Source organism: Claveliimonas monacensis (assembly GCF_014982975.1).
GTDB lineage: Bacteria > Bacillota > Clostridia > Lachnospirales > Lachnospiraceae > Claveliimonas > Claveliimonas monacensis.
Genome location: NZ_JADCKL010000003.1, coordinates 44,945 through 60,803 on the forward strand (window position 1 = coordinate 44,945; position 15,859 = coordinate 60,803).

Annotated in this window: 14 protein-coding genes; 12 read left to right on the forward strand and 2 right to left on the reverse strand. The window is 52.7% G+C overall.

Annotation, left to right across the window (positions count from 1 at the left end):
• Nucleotides 1-38 precede the first annotated feature (38 nt).
• The 8 genes from INF30_RS05845 to INF30_RS05880 all read left to right on the forward strand — a co-directional run bounded on the left by INF30_RS05845 (nucleotide 39) and on the right by INF30_RS05880 (nucleotide 10,788).
• The gene (locus tag INF30_RS05845) at nucleotides 39-1,991 is read left to right on the forward strand and encodes a fructose-1,6-bisphosphatase (RefSeq protein WP_226394530.1); all 1,953 of its coding nucleotides are present in this window, start codon (nucleotides 39-41) and stop codon (nucleotides 1,989-1,991) included.
• A gap of 90 nt (nucleotides 1,992-2,081) precedes the next feature.
• The gene (locus INF30_RS05850; RefSeq protein ID WP_076776616.1) at nucleotides 2,082-2,366 is read left to right on the forward strand and encodes a hypothetical protein; all 285 of its coding nucleotides are present in this window, start codon (nucleotides 2,082-2,084) and stop codon (nucleotides 2,364-2,366) included.
• A gap of 88 nt (nucleotides 2,367-2,454) precedes the next feature.
• The gene (gene hisA, locus INF30_RS05855) at nucleotides 2,455-3,240 is read left to right on the forward strand and encodes a phosphoribosylformimino-5-aminoimidazole carboxamide ribotide isomerase (protein ID WP_226394531.1); all 786 of its coding nucleotides are present in this window, start codon (nucleotides 2,455-2,457) and stop codon (nucleotides 3,238-3,240) included.
• Nucleotides 3,241-3,356: 116 nt separating this feature from the next.
• Entirely contained in the window at nucleotides 3,357-5,933 is a 2,577-nt protein-coding gene (gene secA / locus INF30_RS05860) for a preprotein translocase subunit SecA (RefSeq protein WP_226394532.1), read from the forward strand.
• Nucleotides 5,934-5,974: 41 nt separating this feature from the next.
• Nucleotides 5,975-7,079 (forward strand): peptide chain release factor 2 gene (gene prfB / locus INF30_RS05865; protein ID WP_157888387.1). Its coding sequence is split into 2 segments (ribosomal slippage): nucleotides 5,975-6,049 and nucleotides 6,051-7,079, totalling 1,104 coding nucleotides; the frame shifts between segments, so codons are not numbered across the junction.
• Between the two features lie 12 nt (nucleotides 7,080-7,091).
• Nucleotides 7,092-8,312: a homoserine dehydrogenase gene (locus INF30_RS05870; protein WP_226394533.1), complete on the forward strand. Its 1,221-nt coding sequence runs from the start codon at nucleotides 7,092-7,094 to the stop codon at nucleotides 8,310-8,312.
• Between the two features lie 27 nt (nucleotides 8,313-8,339).
• Nucleotides 8,340-9,554 carry a cofactor-independent phosphoglycerate mutase gene (locus INF30_RS05875; RefSeq protein WP_076776626.1) on the forward strand — a complete coding sequence of 405 codons (1,215 nt, stop codon included), beginning with the start codon at nucleotides 8,340-8,342 and terminating at the stop codon, nucleotides 9,552-9,554.
• A gap of 19 nt (nucleotides 9,555-9,573) precedes the next feature.
• On the forward strand, nucleotides 9,574-10,788 hold the full coding sequence (locus tag INF30_RS05880) for an aspartate kinase (protein ID WP_226394534.1): 1,215 nt from the start codon (nucleotides 9,574-9,576) through the stop codon (nucleotides 10,786-10,788).
• An 18-nt stretch (nucleotides 10,789-10,806) separates the two neighbouring features.
• On the opposite strand, the gene INF30_RS05885 is transcribed toward INF30_RS05880, so the two are convergent.
• Both INF30_RS05885 and INF30_RS05890 read right to left on the reverse strand, forming a co-directional pair.
• Complete coding sequence (locus tag INF30_RS05885; RefSeq protein ID WP_076776628.1) at nucleotides 10,807-11,220, reverse strand: helix-turn-helix transcriptional regulator; 414 nt, start codon at nucleotides 11,218-11,220, stop codon at nucleotides 10,807-10,809.
• A 119-nt stretch (nucleotides 11,221-11,339) separates the two neighbouring features.
• Nucleotides 11,340-11,783: a CYTH domain-containing protein gene (locus INF30_RS05890; protein WP_226394535.1), complete on the reverse strand. Its 444-nt coding sequence runs from the start codon at nucleotides 11,781-11,783 to the stop codon at nucleotides 11,340-11,342.
• 140 nt (nucleotides 11,784-11,923) lie between these two features.
• On the opposite strand from INF30_RS05890, the gene INF30_RS05895 reads away from it, so the two are divergent.
• The 4 genes from INF30_RS05895 (at nucleotide 11,924) to clpX (ending at nucleotide 15,859) form a co-directional block, all read left to right on the forward strand.
• Nucleotides 11,924-12,475: a DJ-1 family glyoxalase III gene (locus tag INF30_RS05895; protein WP_076776632.1), complete on the forward strand. Its 552-nt coding sequence runs from the start codon at nucleotides 11,924-11,926 to the stop codon at nucleotides 12,473-12,475.
• Nucleotides 12,476-12,606: 131 nt separating this feature from the next.
• Nucleotides 12,607-13,893 (forward strand): trigger factor, encoded by a 1,287-nt coding sequence (gene tig, locus INF30_RS05900; RefSeq protein ID WP_226394536.1) that lies wholly within the window; start codon nucleotides 12,607-12,609, stop codon nucleotides 13,891-13,893.
• Nucleotides 13,894-13,928: 35 nt separating this feature from the next.
• The gene (gene clpP, locus INF30_RS05905) at nucleotides 13,929-14,513 is read left to right on the forward strand and encodes an ATP-dependent Clp endopeptidase proteolytic subunit ClpP (protein ID WP_076776636.1); all 585 of its coding nucleotides are present in this window, start codon (nucleotides 13,929-13,931) and stop codon (nucleotides 14,511-14,513) included.
• Nucleotides 14,514-14,599: 86 nt separating this feature from the next.
• Nucleotides 14,600-15,859, forward strand: coding sequence for an ATP-dependent Clp protease ATP-binding subunit ClpX (gene clpX, locus INF30_RS05910; RefSeq protein WP_076776638.1), 1,260 nt, complete (start codon nucleotides 14,600-14,602; stop codon nucleotides 15,857-15,859).

A 15,859-nucleotide genomic window follows, 5' to 3' on the forward strand; every position in this document is an offset into this window, starting at 1 on the left:
TGCAGCAGGGATCATCCCCCTCAGGAGGAAATAGAATAATGGAAGAACTGAAGCTGAAATATCTGGAGAGACTCTCGGATCTGTATCCGTCGATCGCCAAGGCATCCACGGAGATCATCAACCTGCAGGCCATCCTGAATCTGCCCAAGGCTACGGAGCATTTTCTGACGGATATCCACGGGGAGTACGAGGCGTTTGCCCATGTCCTCAAAAACGGTTCCGGCTCCATCCGCCGCAAGATCAATGATGTGTTTGGGAACACTCTGAGTACCAGGGACAAGCAGTCCCTGGCAACGCTCATCTATTATCCGAGAGAGAAGATGGACCGGATCCGCCGGGAAGAGCCGTGTATGGAGGACTGGTATAAGATCACCCTCTACCGGCTCATTGAAGTGTGCAAGTGCACTATGAGCAAGTATACACGGTCCAAAGTGAGAAAGGCGCTGCCCCAGGATTTTGCCTATGTGATCGAGGAGCTGATCACGGAGAAGCCGGATCTTCGGGATAAAGAATTCTACTATAATGCTATCATAAACAGCATCATTGAGACCGAGAGGGCGGAGGAGTTCATTGTGGCCCTGAGCGGTGTTATCCAGCGGCTGACTGTGGATCACCTGCACATTGTGGGCGACATCTATGACAGGGGACCGGGCCCTCACATCATCATGGATCGGCTGATGCAGCACCACTCGGTGGATATCCAGTGGGGCAACCACGACGTGCTCTGGATGGGAGCAGCCGCGGGCCAGAGAGGCTGTATCGCCAATGTGATCCGGATCTGCGCCAGATACGGGAACCTGGATATACTGGAGGACGGTTACGGGATCAATCTGCTCCCCCTGGCCTCCTTTGCCATGGACACCTACGGGGAGGATCCATGTACCTGTTTTGCGCTGAAAGGCAGGGGCGGAGCCACTGTGCGGGAGCGGGAGATGGAGATGAAGATGCACAAGGCGATCTCCATTATACAGTTCAAGGCGGAGGGACAGATCATCCGGAAGAACCCCGGATTTAAGCTGGAGAAGAGGAATCTTCTGCACCATATTGACTTTGAGTCCGGCACCATCGAGATAGAGGGAAAACACTATGAGCTTCTGGACAAGAATTTCCCCACTGTAGATCCGGAGCATCCCTATGCCTTCTCCCCGGAGGAGGCGGACATCATGGACCGGCTGGAAAAGGCATTTCTGAACTGCGAGAAGCTCCAGGCCCACATGCGTTTCCTGCTGAACAAAGGCGGACTTTACAAAGTCTACAACCAGAACCTTCTCTATCACGGATGCGTGCCTTTAAACCAGGACGGCACCCTGAAATCCGTCCGCATTTACGGGAGGGCCTACAAGGGGAAAGCCCTGTACGAGGCGCTGGAGAGTTATGTGAGAAAAGGATATTTCGCTCTGGATAAGAAGGAAAGGGAGCGGGGAAAGGATATGATGTGGTACATCTGGCTCCACGAAAATTCGCCTCTCTTCGGCAAAGACAAGATGGCCACATTTGAGCGGTATTTCCTGGCTGAGAAGGAGACCCACAAGGAGAGGAAGAATCCTTATTATGAGCTGCTGGAGGATGAGTCCGTGGTCAATCGGATCCTGCAGGAGTTCGGGCTGCCAGCGGAGGGAACGCACATTATAAACGGCCATGTGCCGGTCAAGTCCAAGGCAGGAGAGAGCCCTATAAAATGCGGAGGCAAGGTGCTTGTCATTGACGGCGGATTTTCGAAGGCCTACCAGAAAGAGACGGGGATCGCCGGGTACACCCTGATCTACAATTCCTACGGTTTGATCCTGGCGGCCCACGAGCCCTTTGAGTCCACAGAGGCAGCCATAGAGAAGGAGAGCGACATCCACTCGGACAGTATCGTGGTTAAGAGGACTGTGGCCAGGAAGACGGTGGGTGACACGGATATCGGGCGCAGGCTGAGGGAGCAGATCCAGGATCTGAACGAGCTCCTTGGCGCTTACCGAAGCGGCCTGATCCCTGAAAAACTTTAAAAAAGGAAAAAATTTCCCGAAACAGGTGCGCATAAAGACAAATGGAACTGCGGATAGTAACTAAAGAAAACAATGAAAGGGAGAGTTGCTATGAAACAGTTAAAAAAAGGTCTTCTTATACTGGTATGCGCACTGTCATTCGCGTCCCTGACAGCCTGCGGAAATAATAACGCGGATAATGGGGCGGTGAAGCAGGAAGATGAGACTCCGAACAATGCGACCCAGGACAATACGGCCCAGGACAACACGATGAATGACGCCACAGACGGGACAAGAGATGAAGGTGTCCTGGACGAGGCGGGAGACGCAGTCCGTGATGGGGCGGATGACATGGCCGATGAGGTCAAAGAGGGAATGGAAGATATCAAGAAGTAAAAGAAGGAGCCACAGGTGGATTTCCCTTTCCGCCTGTGGTATTACAATTTGAAAGACTGAAGGAGTACAGTGCAGGCAGGAGGAGACCATGAGATTCAGACCATGCATCGATATACATAATGGGAAAGTAAAACAGATCGTAGGCGGAAGCCTGAAAGATGAGAGAGACCAGGCAGAGGAGAATTTTGTGTCTGAGAGATCTGCGGCATTCTATGCAGACATGTTTCGCAGGGACAACCTGAAGGGGGGACATATGATCCTCCTCAACCCGCCATCATCCCCCTACTTTGAGGCGGACAGGCAGCAGGCGGCAGAGGCCCTGGCGGTGTGGCCGGGAGGACTGCAGATCGGCGGCGGCGTGACCGCTGACAATGCCTCTTCCTATATAAAAGCGGGAGCCAGCCATGTGGTGGTCACATCCTACGTATTCAAGGATGGGCAGGTGCAGTGGGAAAATCTGGAGAAGCTGGCAGACGCCGTGGGGGCCGGCCATGTGGTGTTGGATGTGAGCTGCAGGAAAAAGGACGGAAAATATTACATTGTGACAGACCGCTGGCAGAAGTTTACAAAGGTGCAGCTTGGCGAGGAGATCCTATACTGGATGAAGGAGTACTGCGATGAGTTTCTGGTCCACGGCGTGGATGTGGAAGGCAAATCTGCAGGGATCGAGGAGGGGCTTGTGGAAATGCTGGCAGGGGTCCAGGGGATTCCCATTACATATGCAGGCGGCATCAGCAGCCTGGACGAGTTGGAGTGCTTCCGGCGGGTCAGCGGCGGGCGGCTGGATTTCACCATCGGCAGTGCCCTGGATCTCTACGGAGGAGATATCCCTTATGATGAAGTAAAAAATTACTCGGCAGGCACAGCCAGGTAAAAGGAAAATATGACGGGTCTGTGAACATTATGAACACTTTATAAATATGTTGAATTGACCGGATGATGGTGTTAAAATGTTGAATAGAGTAATTTTTTTGGATAAGGAGTAATACCATGGGTTTAATAGAAAAAATATTCGGTACACACAGCCAGAATGAGCTGAAGCGTATCTACCCCATTGTGGATCACATCGAGGCTCTGGAGCCGGAGATGAAGCAGCTCTCCGACAGTGAACTGAAGGATAAGACGAGGGAATTTAAAGAGCGTCTTTCAAAAGGTGAGACTCTGGATGACATACTTCCGGAGGCTTTTGCTGTTGTGAGAGAGGCGGCTGCCCGCGTGATGGGCATGCGCCATTACAGAGTACAGCTCATCGGCGGTATCATCCTCCACCAGGGACGTATCGCAGAGATGAAGACGGGTGAAGGAAAGACCCTTGTCTCCACCCTCCCGGCTTATCTGAACGCGCTGACAGGCGAGGGAGTCCACATCGTGACAGTCAACGACTATCTGGCAAAGCGTGACGCGGAGTGGATGGGCCAGGTGCATGAGTTCCTGGGGCTGACTGTGGGCGTGGTCCTCAACAGTATGGACAATGATGAGAGAAGGGCAGCCTACAACTGTGACATTACCTATGTGACCAACAACGAGCTGGGATTCGATTACCTCCGTGACAACATGGTGATCTACAAGGAGCAGCTTGTGCAGAGGGGGCTGAAATTTGCCATCATCGATGAGGTGGATTCTGTGCTCATCGACGAGGCCAGAACGCCTCTGATCATTTCCGGCCAGAGTGGCAAGTCCACAAAGCTCTACGAGGCCTGCGACATTCTGGCCCGCCAGCTGGAAAAGGGCGAGGCCAGCGGAGAGTTCTCCAAGATCAACGCCATTATGGGCGAGGAGATCGAGGAGACGGGAGACTTTATTGTCAATGAGAAGGAAAAGAGCGTCAACCTGACAGAGGACGGCGTGAAGAAGGTGGAGAAGTTCTTCCACATCGAGAACCTGGCAGACCCGGAGAACCTGGAGATCCAGCACAACATCATTCTGGCCCTGCGGGCGCACAACCTCATGTTCCGCGACCAGGACTATGTGGTAAAGGATGACGAGGTGCTCATCGTAGACGAATTCACCGGACGTATCATGCCTGGCCGGCGCTATTCTGACGGCCTGCACCAGGCTATCGAGGCCAAGGAGCATGTGAAGGTGAAGCGGGAGAGCAAGACCCTTGCCACCATCACCTTCCAGAACTTGTTCAATAAATATGCAAAGAAGAGCGGTATGACCGGTACCGCTCTGACAGAGGAGAAGGAGTTCCGTGAGATTTACGGCATGGACGTGGTGGAGATCCCCACCAATATGCCGGTGATCCGTGTGGATATGGAGGACGCTGTCTATAAGACCCAGAGGGAGAAGTTCCGGGCCGTGTGCGATGAGGTGGAGAGAGCCCATGCGAAAGGACAGCCTGTCCTTGTGGGTACAATTACCATCGAAGTGTCCGAGCACCTCAGCAGCATGCTGAAGAAGAGGGGCATCAAGCATAATGTGCTGAATGCCAAGTTCCATGAGATGGAGGCTGAGATCGTAGCCCAGGCCGGACAGCACGGAGCAGTTACCATCGCCACCAACATGGCGGGCCGTGGTACGGATATCAAGCTGGACGACGAGGCCAGGGCGGCCGGTGGTCTGAAGATCATCGGTACAGAGCGGCATGAGTCCCGCCGTATTGACAACCAGCTCCGCGGACGTTCCGGACGTCAGGGAGACCCGGGCGAGTCCAGGTTCTACATTTCTCTGGAAGATGACCTGATGCGTCTGTTCGGCTCCGAGCGTCTGATGAACGTATTCAACGCTCTGGGCGTGGAAGACGGGGAGCAGATCGAACACAAGATGCTCTCCAGCGCCATTGAGAAAGCCCAGGAGAAGATCGAGAGCAACAACTTCGGTATCCGTAAAAACCTGCTGGAGTATGACCAGGTTATGAACGAGCAGAGGGAGATCATCTACGAGGAGAGGCGCAAAGTCCTGGATGGCGAGAGCATGCGCGACTCCATCTACCATATGATCAACGAGTATGTGGAGAACATGGTGGATACAGAGATCTCCGCTGACCAGGATCCAGAGGACTGGGACCTGACAGCTCTGAATGTGACGCTGAAGAATACGATTCCTATGATCGAGGCAGTGACTCCGGAAGATGTGAAGAAGATGGATCAGAAGAAACTGAAACATTTCCTGAAGGAGAAAGCTGTCAAGGCTTACGAGATGAAGGAGACAGAGTTCCCGGAGCCGGAACATTTAAGAGAAGTAGAGAGGGTTGTCCTCCTGAAAGTAATCGACGCCAAGTGGATGGACCATATCGACGATATGGATCAGCTCCGCCAGGGAATCGGACTGCAGGCTTACGGGCAGCGTGATCCGAAGATCGAGTACAAGATGCTGGGATACCAGATGTTTGACGATATGACAAAGGCCATCACGGCCGACACCATCCGCACTCTGTTCCACATTAAAATCGAGCAGAAGGTGGAGAGGGAGCAGGTTGCCAAGGTGACAGGAACCAACAAGGACGACACTGCTGTGAGGGCTCCCAAAAAGAGGGCAGATAAGAAGATCTATCCAAATGATCCATGCCCCTGCGGAAGCGGAAAGAAATATAAACAGTGCTGCGGGCGCAAACAGAGCGCGTAGGGCAGCCGGATAAATATAGAAATGAAAGAGGTGAAGGATAAGTGGTCGTATTGGATCAGTATAAAAGCGAACTGAGTGCTTACGAGGAACCTCTTGCCGGAATGAGGGATTCACTTTGACGTCCCTGGCAAGGAAAAGCGGGTAGAAGAACTGGAGAGGAAGATCGAGGAGCCGGGATTCTGGGATGACACAGACAAGTCCCAGCATGTGATGAAGGAGCTCAAAGATCTGAAGGACCTGCTGGATACAGTGGAGGGACTGAAGAGAACCTATGAGGATATAGAAGTGCTCATTGAGATGGCAGAGGAGGAGAACGATGAGTCGGTGCTGCCGGAGATCGCATCAGAGCTGCAGCGGTTTACCGAGGAGTTCGAGGCGCTCCGCATTCAGACGCTGCTGTCGGGTGAGTATGACGGGTGCAACGCCATTGTCACTCTTCACGCGGGTGAGGGCGGCACTGAGTCCTGCGACTGGACAGGTATGCTCTACCGGATGTACACCCGTTGGGCGGAGAAGAAAGGGTTCAGCCTTCAGGTGCTGGACTACCTGGATGGAGATATTGCGGGCATCAAGAATGTTACCTTTGAAGTAAATGGGATGAATGCCTACGGATACCTGAAGTCGGAGAAGGGAGTCCACCGCCTTGTGCGGATATCCCCCTTCAATGCGGCGGGAAAGAGGCAGACTTCTTTTGCCTCCTGTGATGTCATACCGGATATGGAGGACAATGTGGGGGACATCGAGGTCCCGGATGATGAACTGAAGATCGACACCTACCGCGCCAGCGGCGCAGGGGGCCAGCATGTCAACAAGACATCGTCAGCAATCCGTATCACCCACCTGCCCACAGGGATCGTGGTGCAGTGCCAGAACGAGAGGTCCCAGCACCACAACAGGGAGAAGGCTATGCAGATGCTGAAGGCAAAGCTGAAGCTGCTGAAAGAGCAGGAACAGGCAGAAAAGGTGTCTGACATCCGGGGCGAGGTGAAAGAGATCGGGTTTGGAAACCAGATCCGCTCCTACGTCATGCAGCCCTACACACTGGTGAAAGACCGGCGGACAGGGGAGGAGAGCGCCAATGTCTCGGCCGTCCTGGACGGGGATCTGGATCCGTTTATGAACGCATACTTAAAGGCACAGCAGTAAAAGGGAGGAAATATGGTAAAGATAGCAGTACTTGGTTATGGAACAGTCGGGTCTGGTGTGGTGGAAGTACTCCGGACCAATCAGAAAGTCATCGATGAGAGGCTGGGCGAGGAGCTCCGCATCAAATATGTGCTGGATCTGCGTGATTTTCCGGATGATCCGGTGCAGGAGTTCATCACCCACGATTTTGAGGAGATCGTCAGCGATGAAGAAGTGAAGATCGTGGTGGAGGTTATGGGAGGGATCGAGCCTGCATATACATTTGTGAAGCGGTCCCTTGAGGCGGGCAAGAGCGTGGCTACCTCCAACAAGGCTCTGGTAGCCAAACACGGTGCGGATCTTCTGAAGATCGCAAAGGATAAGAATGTGAACTTCCTCTTCGAGGCCAGCGTGGGCGGCGGTATTCCCATCCTGCGCCCTCTGCACTCCTCCCTCACAGGGGATGTGATCGAGGAGATCACAGGAATTCTTAACGGGACGACGAACTATATGATGACAAAAATGTTCTATGAGGGTGCTGACTACGATGAAGTGCTGAAGGAAGCACAGGATAACGGCTTTGCGGAGCGCAATCCGGAGGCGGATGTGGAGGGTTATGACGCCTGCCGCAAGATCGCCATCCTCTCCTCTATCATTTCAGGAAAACAGGTGGATTTTGAGGACATCTACTGTGAAGGGATCACGAAGATCACGGTGGAGGATATGAAGTACGCCAAAGCCATGGGCATGACCATTAAACTCCTGGCCACATGCAAGAGAGACGGAGAGAAGCTGAACGCCATGGTGGCTCCCTGCCTTCTGCGGGCAGAGCATCCTCTCTTTGCCATCAACGGCGTCTTCAATTCTATCTTTGTCCACGGCAATATGCTCGGCGACGCCATGTTCTACGGAAGCGGCGCAGGCAAGCTGCCCACGGCCAGCGCCGTGGTGGGCGATATCGTGGAGGAGGCCCGCAATCTGGACCGGAATCTGGGTGTTATGTGGAGCAGCGAGAAGCTGGCTCTCGAGGACCGCAGGGATGTGGAACGCAGATTCTTTGTCCGTATGAAGGGCAGCCGGGAAGTGCTGCAGGATAGAGTGGCATCAGTCTTTGGCATGGTGCAGTTTGTCCAGGCAGAAGGAGTGTCCGGTGAGTTTGGATTTGTGACAGAGAAGATGCCGGAGGGCAGCTATGAAGAGAAGGCAGAGCAGTTCGGAGGGCAGATCCTCGGCATGATCCGCGTGGAAGAGTAGTTTCCCTGTATCAGAAAGGAAGACGCGATGAAATATATAGTTGTTCTAGGAGATGGAATGGCGGGATGGCCGCTGGAGGAACTGGGAGGAAAGACAACCCTGGAGGCAGCGGACACCCCGGTGATGGACCGCCTCGCCGAAAAGGCGGAGATCGGTATGGCCTCCATGGTGCCGGAGGATATGGCGCCAGGCAGCGACACGGCCAACCTGTCTGTCATGGGGTATGACCCGAAGATCTACTATACAGGACGGTCTCCCCTGGAGGCGCTGAGTATAGGCGTGGACATGGCGGACGACGATGTGTCCTTTCGGTGCAATCTGGTCACCCTGTCCGAGAAAGAAGACAAATATGAGGACAGACATATGATAGACCACAGCTCCAGCGAGATCTCCACGGAAGACGCAGAGATCCTGCTGGAAGCTCTGAAACAGGGGCTGGCCAGAGAAGGCTATGCATTTTATGCGGGAACAAGTTACCGGCACCTCCTTGTGTGGAGCCATGGGGAGGTATCTGAGCTGACTCCTCCCCACGATATACTGACAAAGCGGGTAGGCGACTACCTCCCGGAGGACAGGGTGCTCCGGGAGATGATGGAAAAGAGCTATGAGATCCTGTCCGCCCATCCGCTGAACAAGGAGCGGCGGGCGAAGGGACTCCACCCGGCGAACTCGGCCTGGTTCTGGGGAGCCGGCACCCGCCCTGCCCTGACTTCCTTTGAGGAGAGGACAGGGAAGAAGGGAGTCATGATCTCGGCTGTGGATCTTCTGAAAGGCCTGGCCGTAGGGGCGGATATGGAGCGCATTCTGGTGGAGGGAGCAAACGGCGGACTGCACACCAACTATGAGGGAAAGGCGGACGCGGCGGCGGATGCCCTTCTTACGGGAGGCTTTGATTTTGCCTACGTCCATGTGGAGGCGCCTGATGAGATGGGCCACCAGGGCAGCACAGAGGATAAGATCAAGGCCATCGAATATCTGGACGGCAGAGTGATCGGACGGATCACTGGCAGACTGGACCAGGCCGGGGAGGACTACCGGATCATGGTGCTTCCTGATCATCCCACACCCATCAAAGTCCGCACCCACACAAAGGATCCGGTTCCCTATATGATCTATGACAGCCGAAGAGCGGACAGTGGCCTTGTCCACACATACGGAGAGAGCGCTGCCAGGCAGAGCGGCCTTTCCTGGCCGGATGGGTACAGGCTGATAGACCATCTGCTGGAGCTGGATGAAAGATAAAGGAAAGAGAGAAGAGAAGATGCTGATTGTAAAAAAATTCGGCGGAACTTCCGTCGCTGACAAAGACAGGATCTACAATGTGGCCCAGCGCTGCATTGAGGATTACAGGGAAGGGCATGACGTGGTCGTCGTGCTGTCCGCTATGGGAGACACTACGGACGATCTGATCTCCCTTGCGAAAACTATCAACCCGGAGCCGAAAAAGAGAGAGCTGGATATGCTCATGACAACGGGAGAGCAGGTATCGGTGGCTCTGATGGCCATGGCCATGGATGCCATGCATGTTCCGGCGGTTTCCCTGAATGCGTTCCAGGTGAAGATGAATTCCACTTCCCGGTATGGAAATGCCAGATTCAAGTCCATCGATACAAAGCGGATCCGCCATGAGCTGGACTCCCGCAAGATTGTTATTGTCACAGGGTTCCAGGGTGTGAACAAATATGAGGATATCACCACCCTCGGAAGAGGAGGCTCCGACACCACGGCAGTGGCTCTGGCAGCTGTTCTCCATGCAGATAAATGTGAAATCTATACAGATGTGGACGGGGTCTACACGGCAGATCCGAGGGTAGTGAAAGATGCCAGAAAGCTGGATGCCATCACTTACGACGAGATGTTGGAGCTGGCCACTCTCGGAGCCAAGGTGCTGCACAACCGGTCTGTGGAGATGGCGAAGAAATACGGGGTAGAGCTGGTAGTGAGATCCAGTCTGAACCGCAGTGAAGGAACGATTATCAAGGAGAAAGTAAAGATGGAAAAAATGTTAATTACAGGCGTTGCAGCCGACAAAAATACAGCCAGGATCTCTGTTATAGGTGTGGAGGATAAGCCGGGCATCGCTTTCAGGATCTTTAATACACTTGCCGCAAACAATATCAATGTGGATATCATCCTCCAGTCTGTGGGAAGAGAGGGGACAAAAGATATCTCCTTTACAGTTGCGGAAGACGAGCTGAAGCGCGCGCTGGAAGTGCTGGAGGAGTACAAAGAGGCGCTGACTATTCAGGATATTACATACAATGCAAAGGTGGCAAAGATCTCCGTTGTGGGAGCAGGCATGATGAGCAACCCGGGAGTGGCTGCCAAGATGTTTGAGTCTCTGTACAATTCCCGCATCAATATCAACATGATCTCAACGTCAGAGATCCGCATCACTGTGCTGATCGATGAAAAGGATATAGAAGAGGCAATGAACGCAGTGCATGAGGGATTTGCCCTTGCTCTTGTAGAGTAGGACAGAGAAGAGACTTTATCAGGGATTATGAAAGAAAATATCGGAAAGACGGAAGAATTTTTCTCTTTCCGCAGGTGGAAGAAGGCGGAGTTTAGTAATAAATTCCGCTTCTTCTTTTGTGAGCTGGAGAAGACACAGGTCCTCTCCCAAAGCTTTTGTGCTGTATGAGGAGGAATCCTCCATGAACATGCCGCTCTCAGCGAATTTCGCGGAATAGGCAGTCAGGTCGATTCCCAGAAGTACATCAACGGAGACGTGATACAGAGAAGAAAGGCGCAGCAGAGTATCCGGATCAGGCGTCCGCTTGGATGTCTCATAGTGGGAGTACGCCTGTCTGGAAATATTGAGATAGGCAGCCAGGTCATCCTGGGTCCTGCCGGTTATGGTCCGCAGAAATTTTAGATTGTTTGCGAGCTGCTGGATGCTGGCCATTGCTGTACCTCCGTCTGTTTTTCGGTAACACATAGTATAGCAATTAACCAGATCCCTGGATGATTATGCAACGGAACGTAGCTAAATTCATATAAAAGCAACAGAATGTTGCGAAATAGTCAAAGCTGGCTCAACGTGCTGTTGTGATACTGGCTGGAGAAGGTCACATCTTCCCCGAACCACTCCGGCGGGCAGAAGCTCTCTGCCATCTCTTCGGTGGGGAACTCCACCTCTGCCAGAACAAGGGGTGCTAAGTCTCCCTGAAAGACATCCAGCTCGATGGACAGGCCGCCGCCAAGAGGAATGACATGGCGTACCTTCTGTATGAGACGTCCGTCGATCTTTTCTTTCAGATGCTCGTAGGCCTCCCGGGTCAGAGGAAGATTGTACTCCTCGCGCACCATCAGGCCCTTGGATTTGTAAGTCAGTATATAGTCGTCGTTGTCCCGGCGGATGCGCACCACAGGGGCTGTGCACAGATAGCCCTGCTCAATGATGCGGGTCTTCTGTATATCCAGGCCGGAGGGGATCTCCGGGATCAGATATTTACGTTCGATTTCCATAATTGATGTAATCTCCTTTCCGCAGGCACCGGCGGTCCTGCCCTTACAGGATAACATAAAAAGTGAAAAATGTAAATGAATTGCTTTTTGAGAAGCAGTCTGCTACTATAACAATATGGATAAAAAGAGGAGGAATTGCAATGAAAAAAGCAGCAGTGTTACTTGCAGATGGTTTTGAAGAAATCGAGGCGCTCACAGCAGTGGATCTGCTCAGGCGTGCAAGGATATATGTGGACACGATCTCCATATCGGACGACTATATGGTGGCCGGTTCCCACGGCATCAACGTGCAGACGGAGGATCTGTTCGATGAGGTGGAGTTTGCGGAGTTTGACATGCTGGTCCTGCCGGGAGGCATGCCGGGCACCACGAACCTGGAAGCACACCCGGGCGTGCGGAAAGTGGTGAAGGAATTCTGCGAGAGCGGGAAATATGTGGGCGCCATCTGTGCGGCTCCCAGCATACTGGGAAATATGGGACTTCTGAAAGGTAAGAGGGCCATATGCTACCCCTCCTTTGAAGATAAGCTGGCCGGAGCGGTACTGGTGAAGGCGCCTGTTGTCCAGGACGGCAATATCATCACAAGCAGGGGGATGGGAACAGCCATTGACTTCGGGCTGAAGCTGGTGGAAGTTCTCTCTGACAAGCTGAAGGCGGATGAGGTGGCTGAGTCCATTATTTATCTTAAATAAAGCTGGCTATTTTGAAGGGTTTGTGTTATACTCTTTAAATGAGTGTATGCAGAATGCCTGCCTTGCATACTTTTTTGGAAGAGGCGCTTTGTGAGGGCCCACGGCAGGTTAGAAACAGGAGGAATATTTTCATGAGTTTACAGGTAGAGAAATTAGAGAAAAACATGGCGAAGCTGACCATCGAGGTTTCTGCTGAAGAACTGGAAAAGGCACTTCAGACTGCTTACAACAAACAGAAATCCAAGATCAGCATCCCGGGCTTTCGTAAGGGGAAAGTTCCGCGCCAGATGATTGAAAAAATGTACGGAGCAGAGATCTTTTATGATGACGCTGCAAACGCGCTGATCCCGAAGGCTTACTCTGACGCTTACGATGAGTGCGAGCTGGAGATCGCTTCCCAGCCGAAGATCGACATCGTTCAGATCGAGAAGGGCAAACCGTTTATCTTTACAGCAGAGGTTGCTGTGAAACCGGAAGTGACACTTGGAGAGTACAAGGGACTGAAGGTTGACAAGGTTTCCAACCGCGTAACACAGAAAGAGATCGAAGCAAAACTTCAGGAGGAAGCTGAGAAGAACGCAAGAACCATCACAGTTGAGGATCGTCCGGTACAGGATGGCGACGAAGTGATCCTCGACTTCGAGGGATTCGTTGACGGCGAGGCTTTCGAGGGAGGAAAAGGTGAGAACTATCCGCTGACCATCGGTTCCGGTTCCTTTATCCCGGGATTTGAGGAGCAGCTTGTTGGTGTGAACTCCGGCGAGGAGAAAGAAGTGAAGGTTACTTTCCCGGAAGACTACCACGCAGAGGATCTGAAGGGCAAAGAAGCTGTATTTAAATGCATGATCCACGAGATCAAGGCAAAAGAGCTTCCGGAGATCGACGATGAGTTCGCGGCAGAAGTTTCCGAGTTTGATACATTAGATGAATACAAGGCAGACATCAAGGCAAAGATCAAAGAGCAGAAAGAGTCTGAAGGAAAGACAAAACAGGAGAACCAGGCTGTAGAGCAGGCAGTTGCCAACGCAACCATGGAGATCCCGGATGCCATGATCGACACACAGGCAAGACAGATGCTGGACGACTTCGCAAGAAGGATGCAGCAGCAGGGTCTGACTATGGAGCAGTACTGCCAGTTCACAGGACAGACAACAGACAAGATGCTTGAGGATCTGAAACCCCAGGCAGTGAACCGCATCCAGACACGCCTTGTGCTGGAGGCTGTTGCAAAGGCTGAGAACATTGAGATCAGCGATGAGAAGCTGGATGAGGAGATCCAGAAGATGGCCGAGATGTACAAGATGGAGGCTGACAAGCTGAAAGAGTACATGGGCGAGGACGAGAAAAAACAGATGAAAGAAGACATGGCTGTACAGGAGGCAGTGACCTTCCTGGTGGAGAACGCAGTTACAGAGTAAGCGGACAGCCGTGCATATAGACAGGAGGAGTTTGCATGAGTTTAGTACCTTATGTCATTGAACAGACCAGCCGTGGAGAGCGCTCCTACGACATTTATTCCAGACTTTTGAAAGACAGGATCATCTTCCTTGGAGAGGAAGTGACAGACGTGTCCGCCAGCGTGGTCGTGGCACAGCTTATGTTCCTGGAGGCTGAGGACCCGGAGAAGGACATCCATCTCTACATCAACAGCCCGGGGGGATCTGTCACAGCAGGAATGGCAATTTACGATACCATGCAGTATATTAAATGCGATGTGTGCACATACTGTATCGGTATGGCGGCAAGCATGGGATCTTTCCTCCTCGCGGGAGGAGCAAAGGGCAAGCGTTTTGCGCTGCCTCACTCGGAGATCATGATCCATCAGCCCTCCGGCGGAGCACAGGGACAGGCGACAGAGATCCAGATCGCAGCCCAGCATATCCAGAAGACAAAGGATACTCTGAACAGGATCCTTGCGGAGAACACAGGGCAGCCGCTGGAAGTCATCTGTGCCGATACGGACCGCGACAACTTTATGTCTGCCGAAGAGGCTAAGGCATATGGATTAGTGGATGAAATTATATCAAGCCGTAAATAAAACCGGGGGCGGGCATACACAGGAGAGAGACCTCCTGGTATGCCGGTCCTTTGTTTTTTCGAAAACTGATTTGATGAGGTGAGAGTATGGCAGGAAGAAATGATGACCAGATAAGATGCTCGTTCTGCAACAAGCCCCAGTCACAGGTGCGCAAGCTGATTGCAGGTCCGAGCGGCGTGTATATATGCGATGAGTGTATTGATGTGTGCGCCGAGATCATGGAAGAAGAATTTGAATATGAAAATACCAGAAATATCAATCCCTTTGATGATATCAATCTACTGAAGCCGGAGGAGATCAAAGGCTTCCTCGATGAGTATGTCATCGGCCAGGATGAGGCCAAAAAGGTATTGTCTGTTGCAGTATATAATCACTATAAACGGATCATGGCCGAGAAGGATCTGGGCGTGGAGCTGAAAAAGAGCAATATCCTCATGCTGGGACCTACAGGATGCGGAAAAACGCTGCTGGCCCAGACGCTGGCCAGGATCCTCAATGTGCCGTTTGCCATTGCGGACGCCACTGCGCTGACAGAGGCCGGATACGTGGGCGAGGATGTGGAAAATATCCTGCTCAAGATCATCCAGGCTGCCGATGGGGACATCGAGCGGGCAGAGTACGGCATCATCTATATTGACGAGATAGACAAGATCACCAGAAAGTCTGAGAATCCATCCATCACCAGAGACGTCTCCGGTGAGGGCGTACAGCAGGCTCTCCTGAAGATCATTGAGGGGACGGTGGCAAATGTGCCGCCTCAGGGAGGAAGAAAGCATCCTCATCAGGAGCTGATCCAGATCGACACCTCCAATATCCTGTTTATCTGCGGCGGGGCCTTTGAGGGACTGGAGAAGATCATCGAGAAGAGGATCGACCAGAAGTCCATCGGATTCAACGCTGAGATTGCCGCAGGGCACGAGGATGACATTGACCGTCTCTTAAAACAGGTGCTTCCCCAGGATCTGGTGAAGTTCGGACTGATCCCCGAGCTGGTGGGACGTCTCCCGGTAACGGTATCCCTGGAGATGCTGGACCGTGATGCCCTGATCCGCATCCTGACAGAGCCAAAGAGCGCCATTGTCAAGCAGTATCAGAAGATGCTGGAGCTGGACGGAGTGGAGCTGACCTTTGACCAGGATGCTCTGGAGGCGATCGCGGACACGTCCCTGAAGAGGAAGACCGGCGCCAGAGGGCTCCGGGCGATCATGGAAAATATCATGATGGATACCATGTATCATGCCCCATCTGACGAGACACTGAAGACATGCCGCATCACGAAATCCGTGGTGGACGGTACCGGAAAGCCGGTCTGCGGACATGATGATCTGAGAATTGAAAGCGCTTAA

Bases quoted from the DNA above. Each gene is read 5' to 3' on its own strand.
- INF30_RS05845 (WP_226394530.1), top strand. From the start codon at position 39: ATGGAAGAACTGAAGCTGAAATATCTGGAGAGACTCTCGGATCTGTAT.
- INF30_RS05850 (WP_076776616.1), top strand. From the start codon at position 2,082: ATGAAACAGTTAAAAAAAGGTCTTCTTATACTGGTATGCGCACTGTCA.
- hisA (WP_226394531.1), top strand. From the start codon at position 2,455: ATGAGATTCAGACCATGCATCGATATACATAATGGGAAAGTAAAACAG.
- secA (WP_226394532.1), top strand. From the start codon at position 3,357: ATGGGTTTAATAGAAAAAATATTCGGTACACACAGCCAGAATGAGCTG.
- INF30_RS05870 (WP_226394533.1), top strand. From the start codon at position 7,092: ATGGTAAAGATAGCAGTACTTGGTTATGGAACAGTCGGGTCTGGTGTG.
- INF30_RS05875 (WP_076776626.1), top strand. From the start codon at position 8,340: ATGAAATATATAGTTGTTCTAGGAGATGGAATGGCGGGATGGCCGCTG.
- INF30_RS05880 (WP_226394534.1), top strand. From the start codon at position 9,574: ATGCTGATTGTAAAAAAATTCGGCGGAACTTCCGTCGCTGACAAAGAC.
- INF30_RS05885 (WP_076776628.1), bottom strand. From the start codon at position 11,220: ATGGCCAGCATCCAGCAGCTCGCAAACAATCTAAAATTTCTGCGGACC.
- INF30_RS05890 (WP_226394535.1), bottom strand. From the start codon at position 11,783: ATGGAAATCGAACGTAAATATCTGATCCCGGAGATCCCCTCCGGCCTG.
- INF30_RS05895 (WP_076776632.1), top strand. From the start codon at position 11,924: ATGAAAAAAGCAGCAGTGTTACTTGCAGATGGTTTTGAAGAAATCGAG.
- tig (WP_226394536.1), top strand. From the start codon at position 12,607: ATGAGTTTACAGGTAGAGAAATTAGAGAAAAACATGGCGAAGCTGACC.
- clpP (WP_076776636.1), top strand. From the start codon at position 13,929: ATGAGTTTAGTACCTTATGTCATTGAACAGACCAGCCGTGGAGAGCGC.
- clpX (WP_076776638.1), top strand. From the start codon at position 14,600: ATGGCAGGAAGAAATGATGACCAGATAAGATGCTCGTTCTGCAACAAG.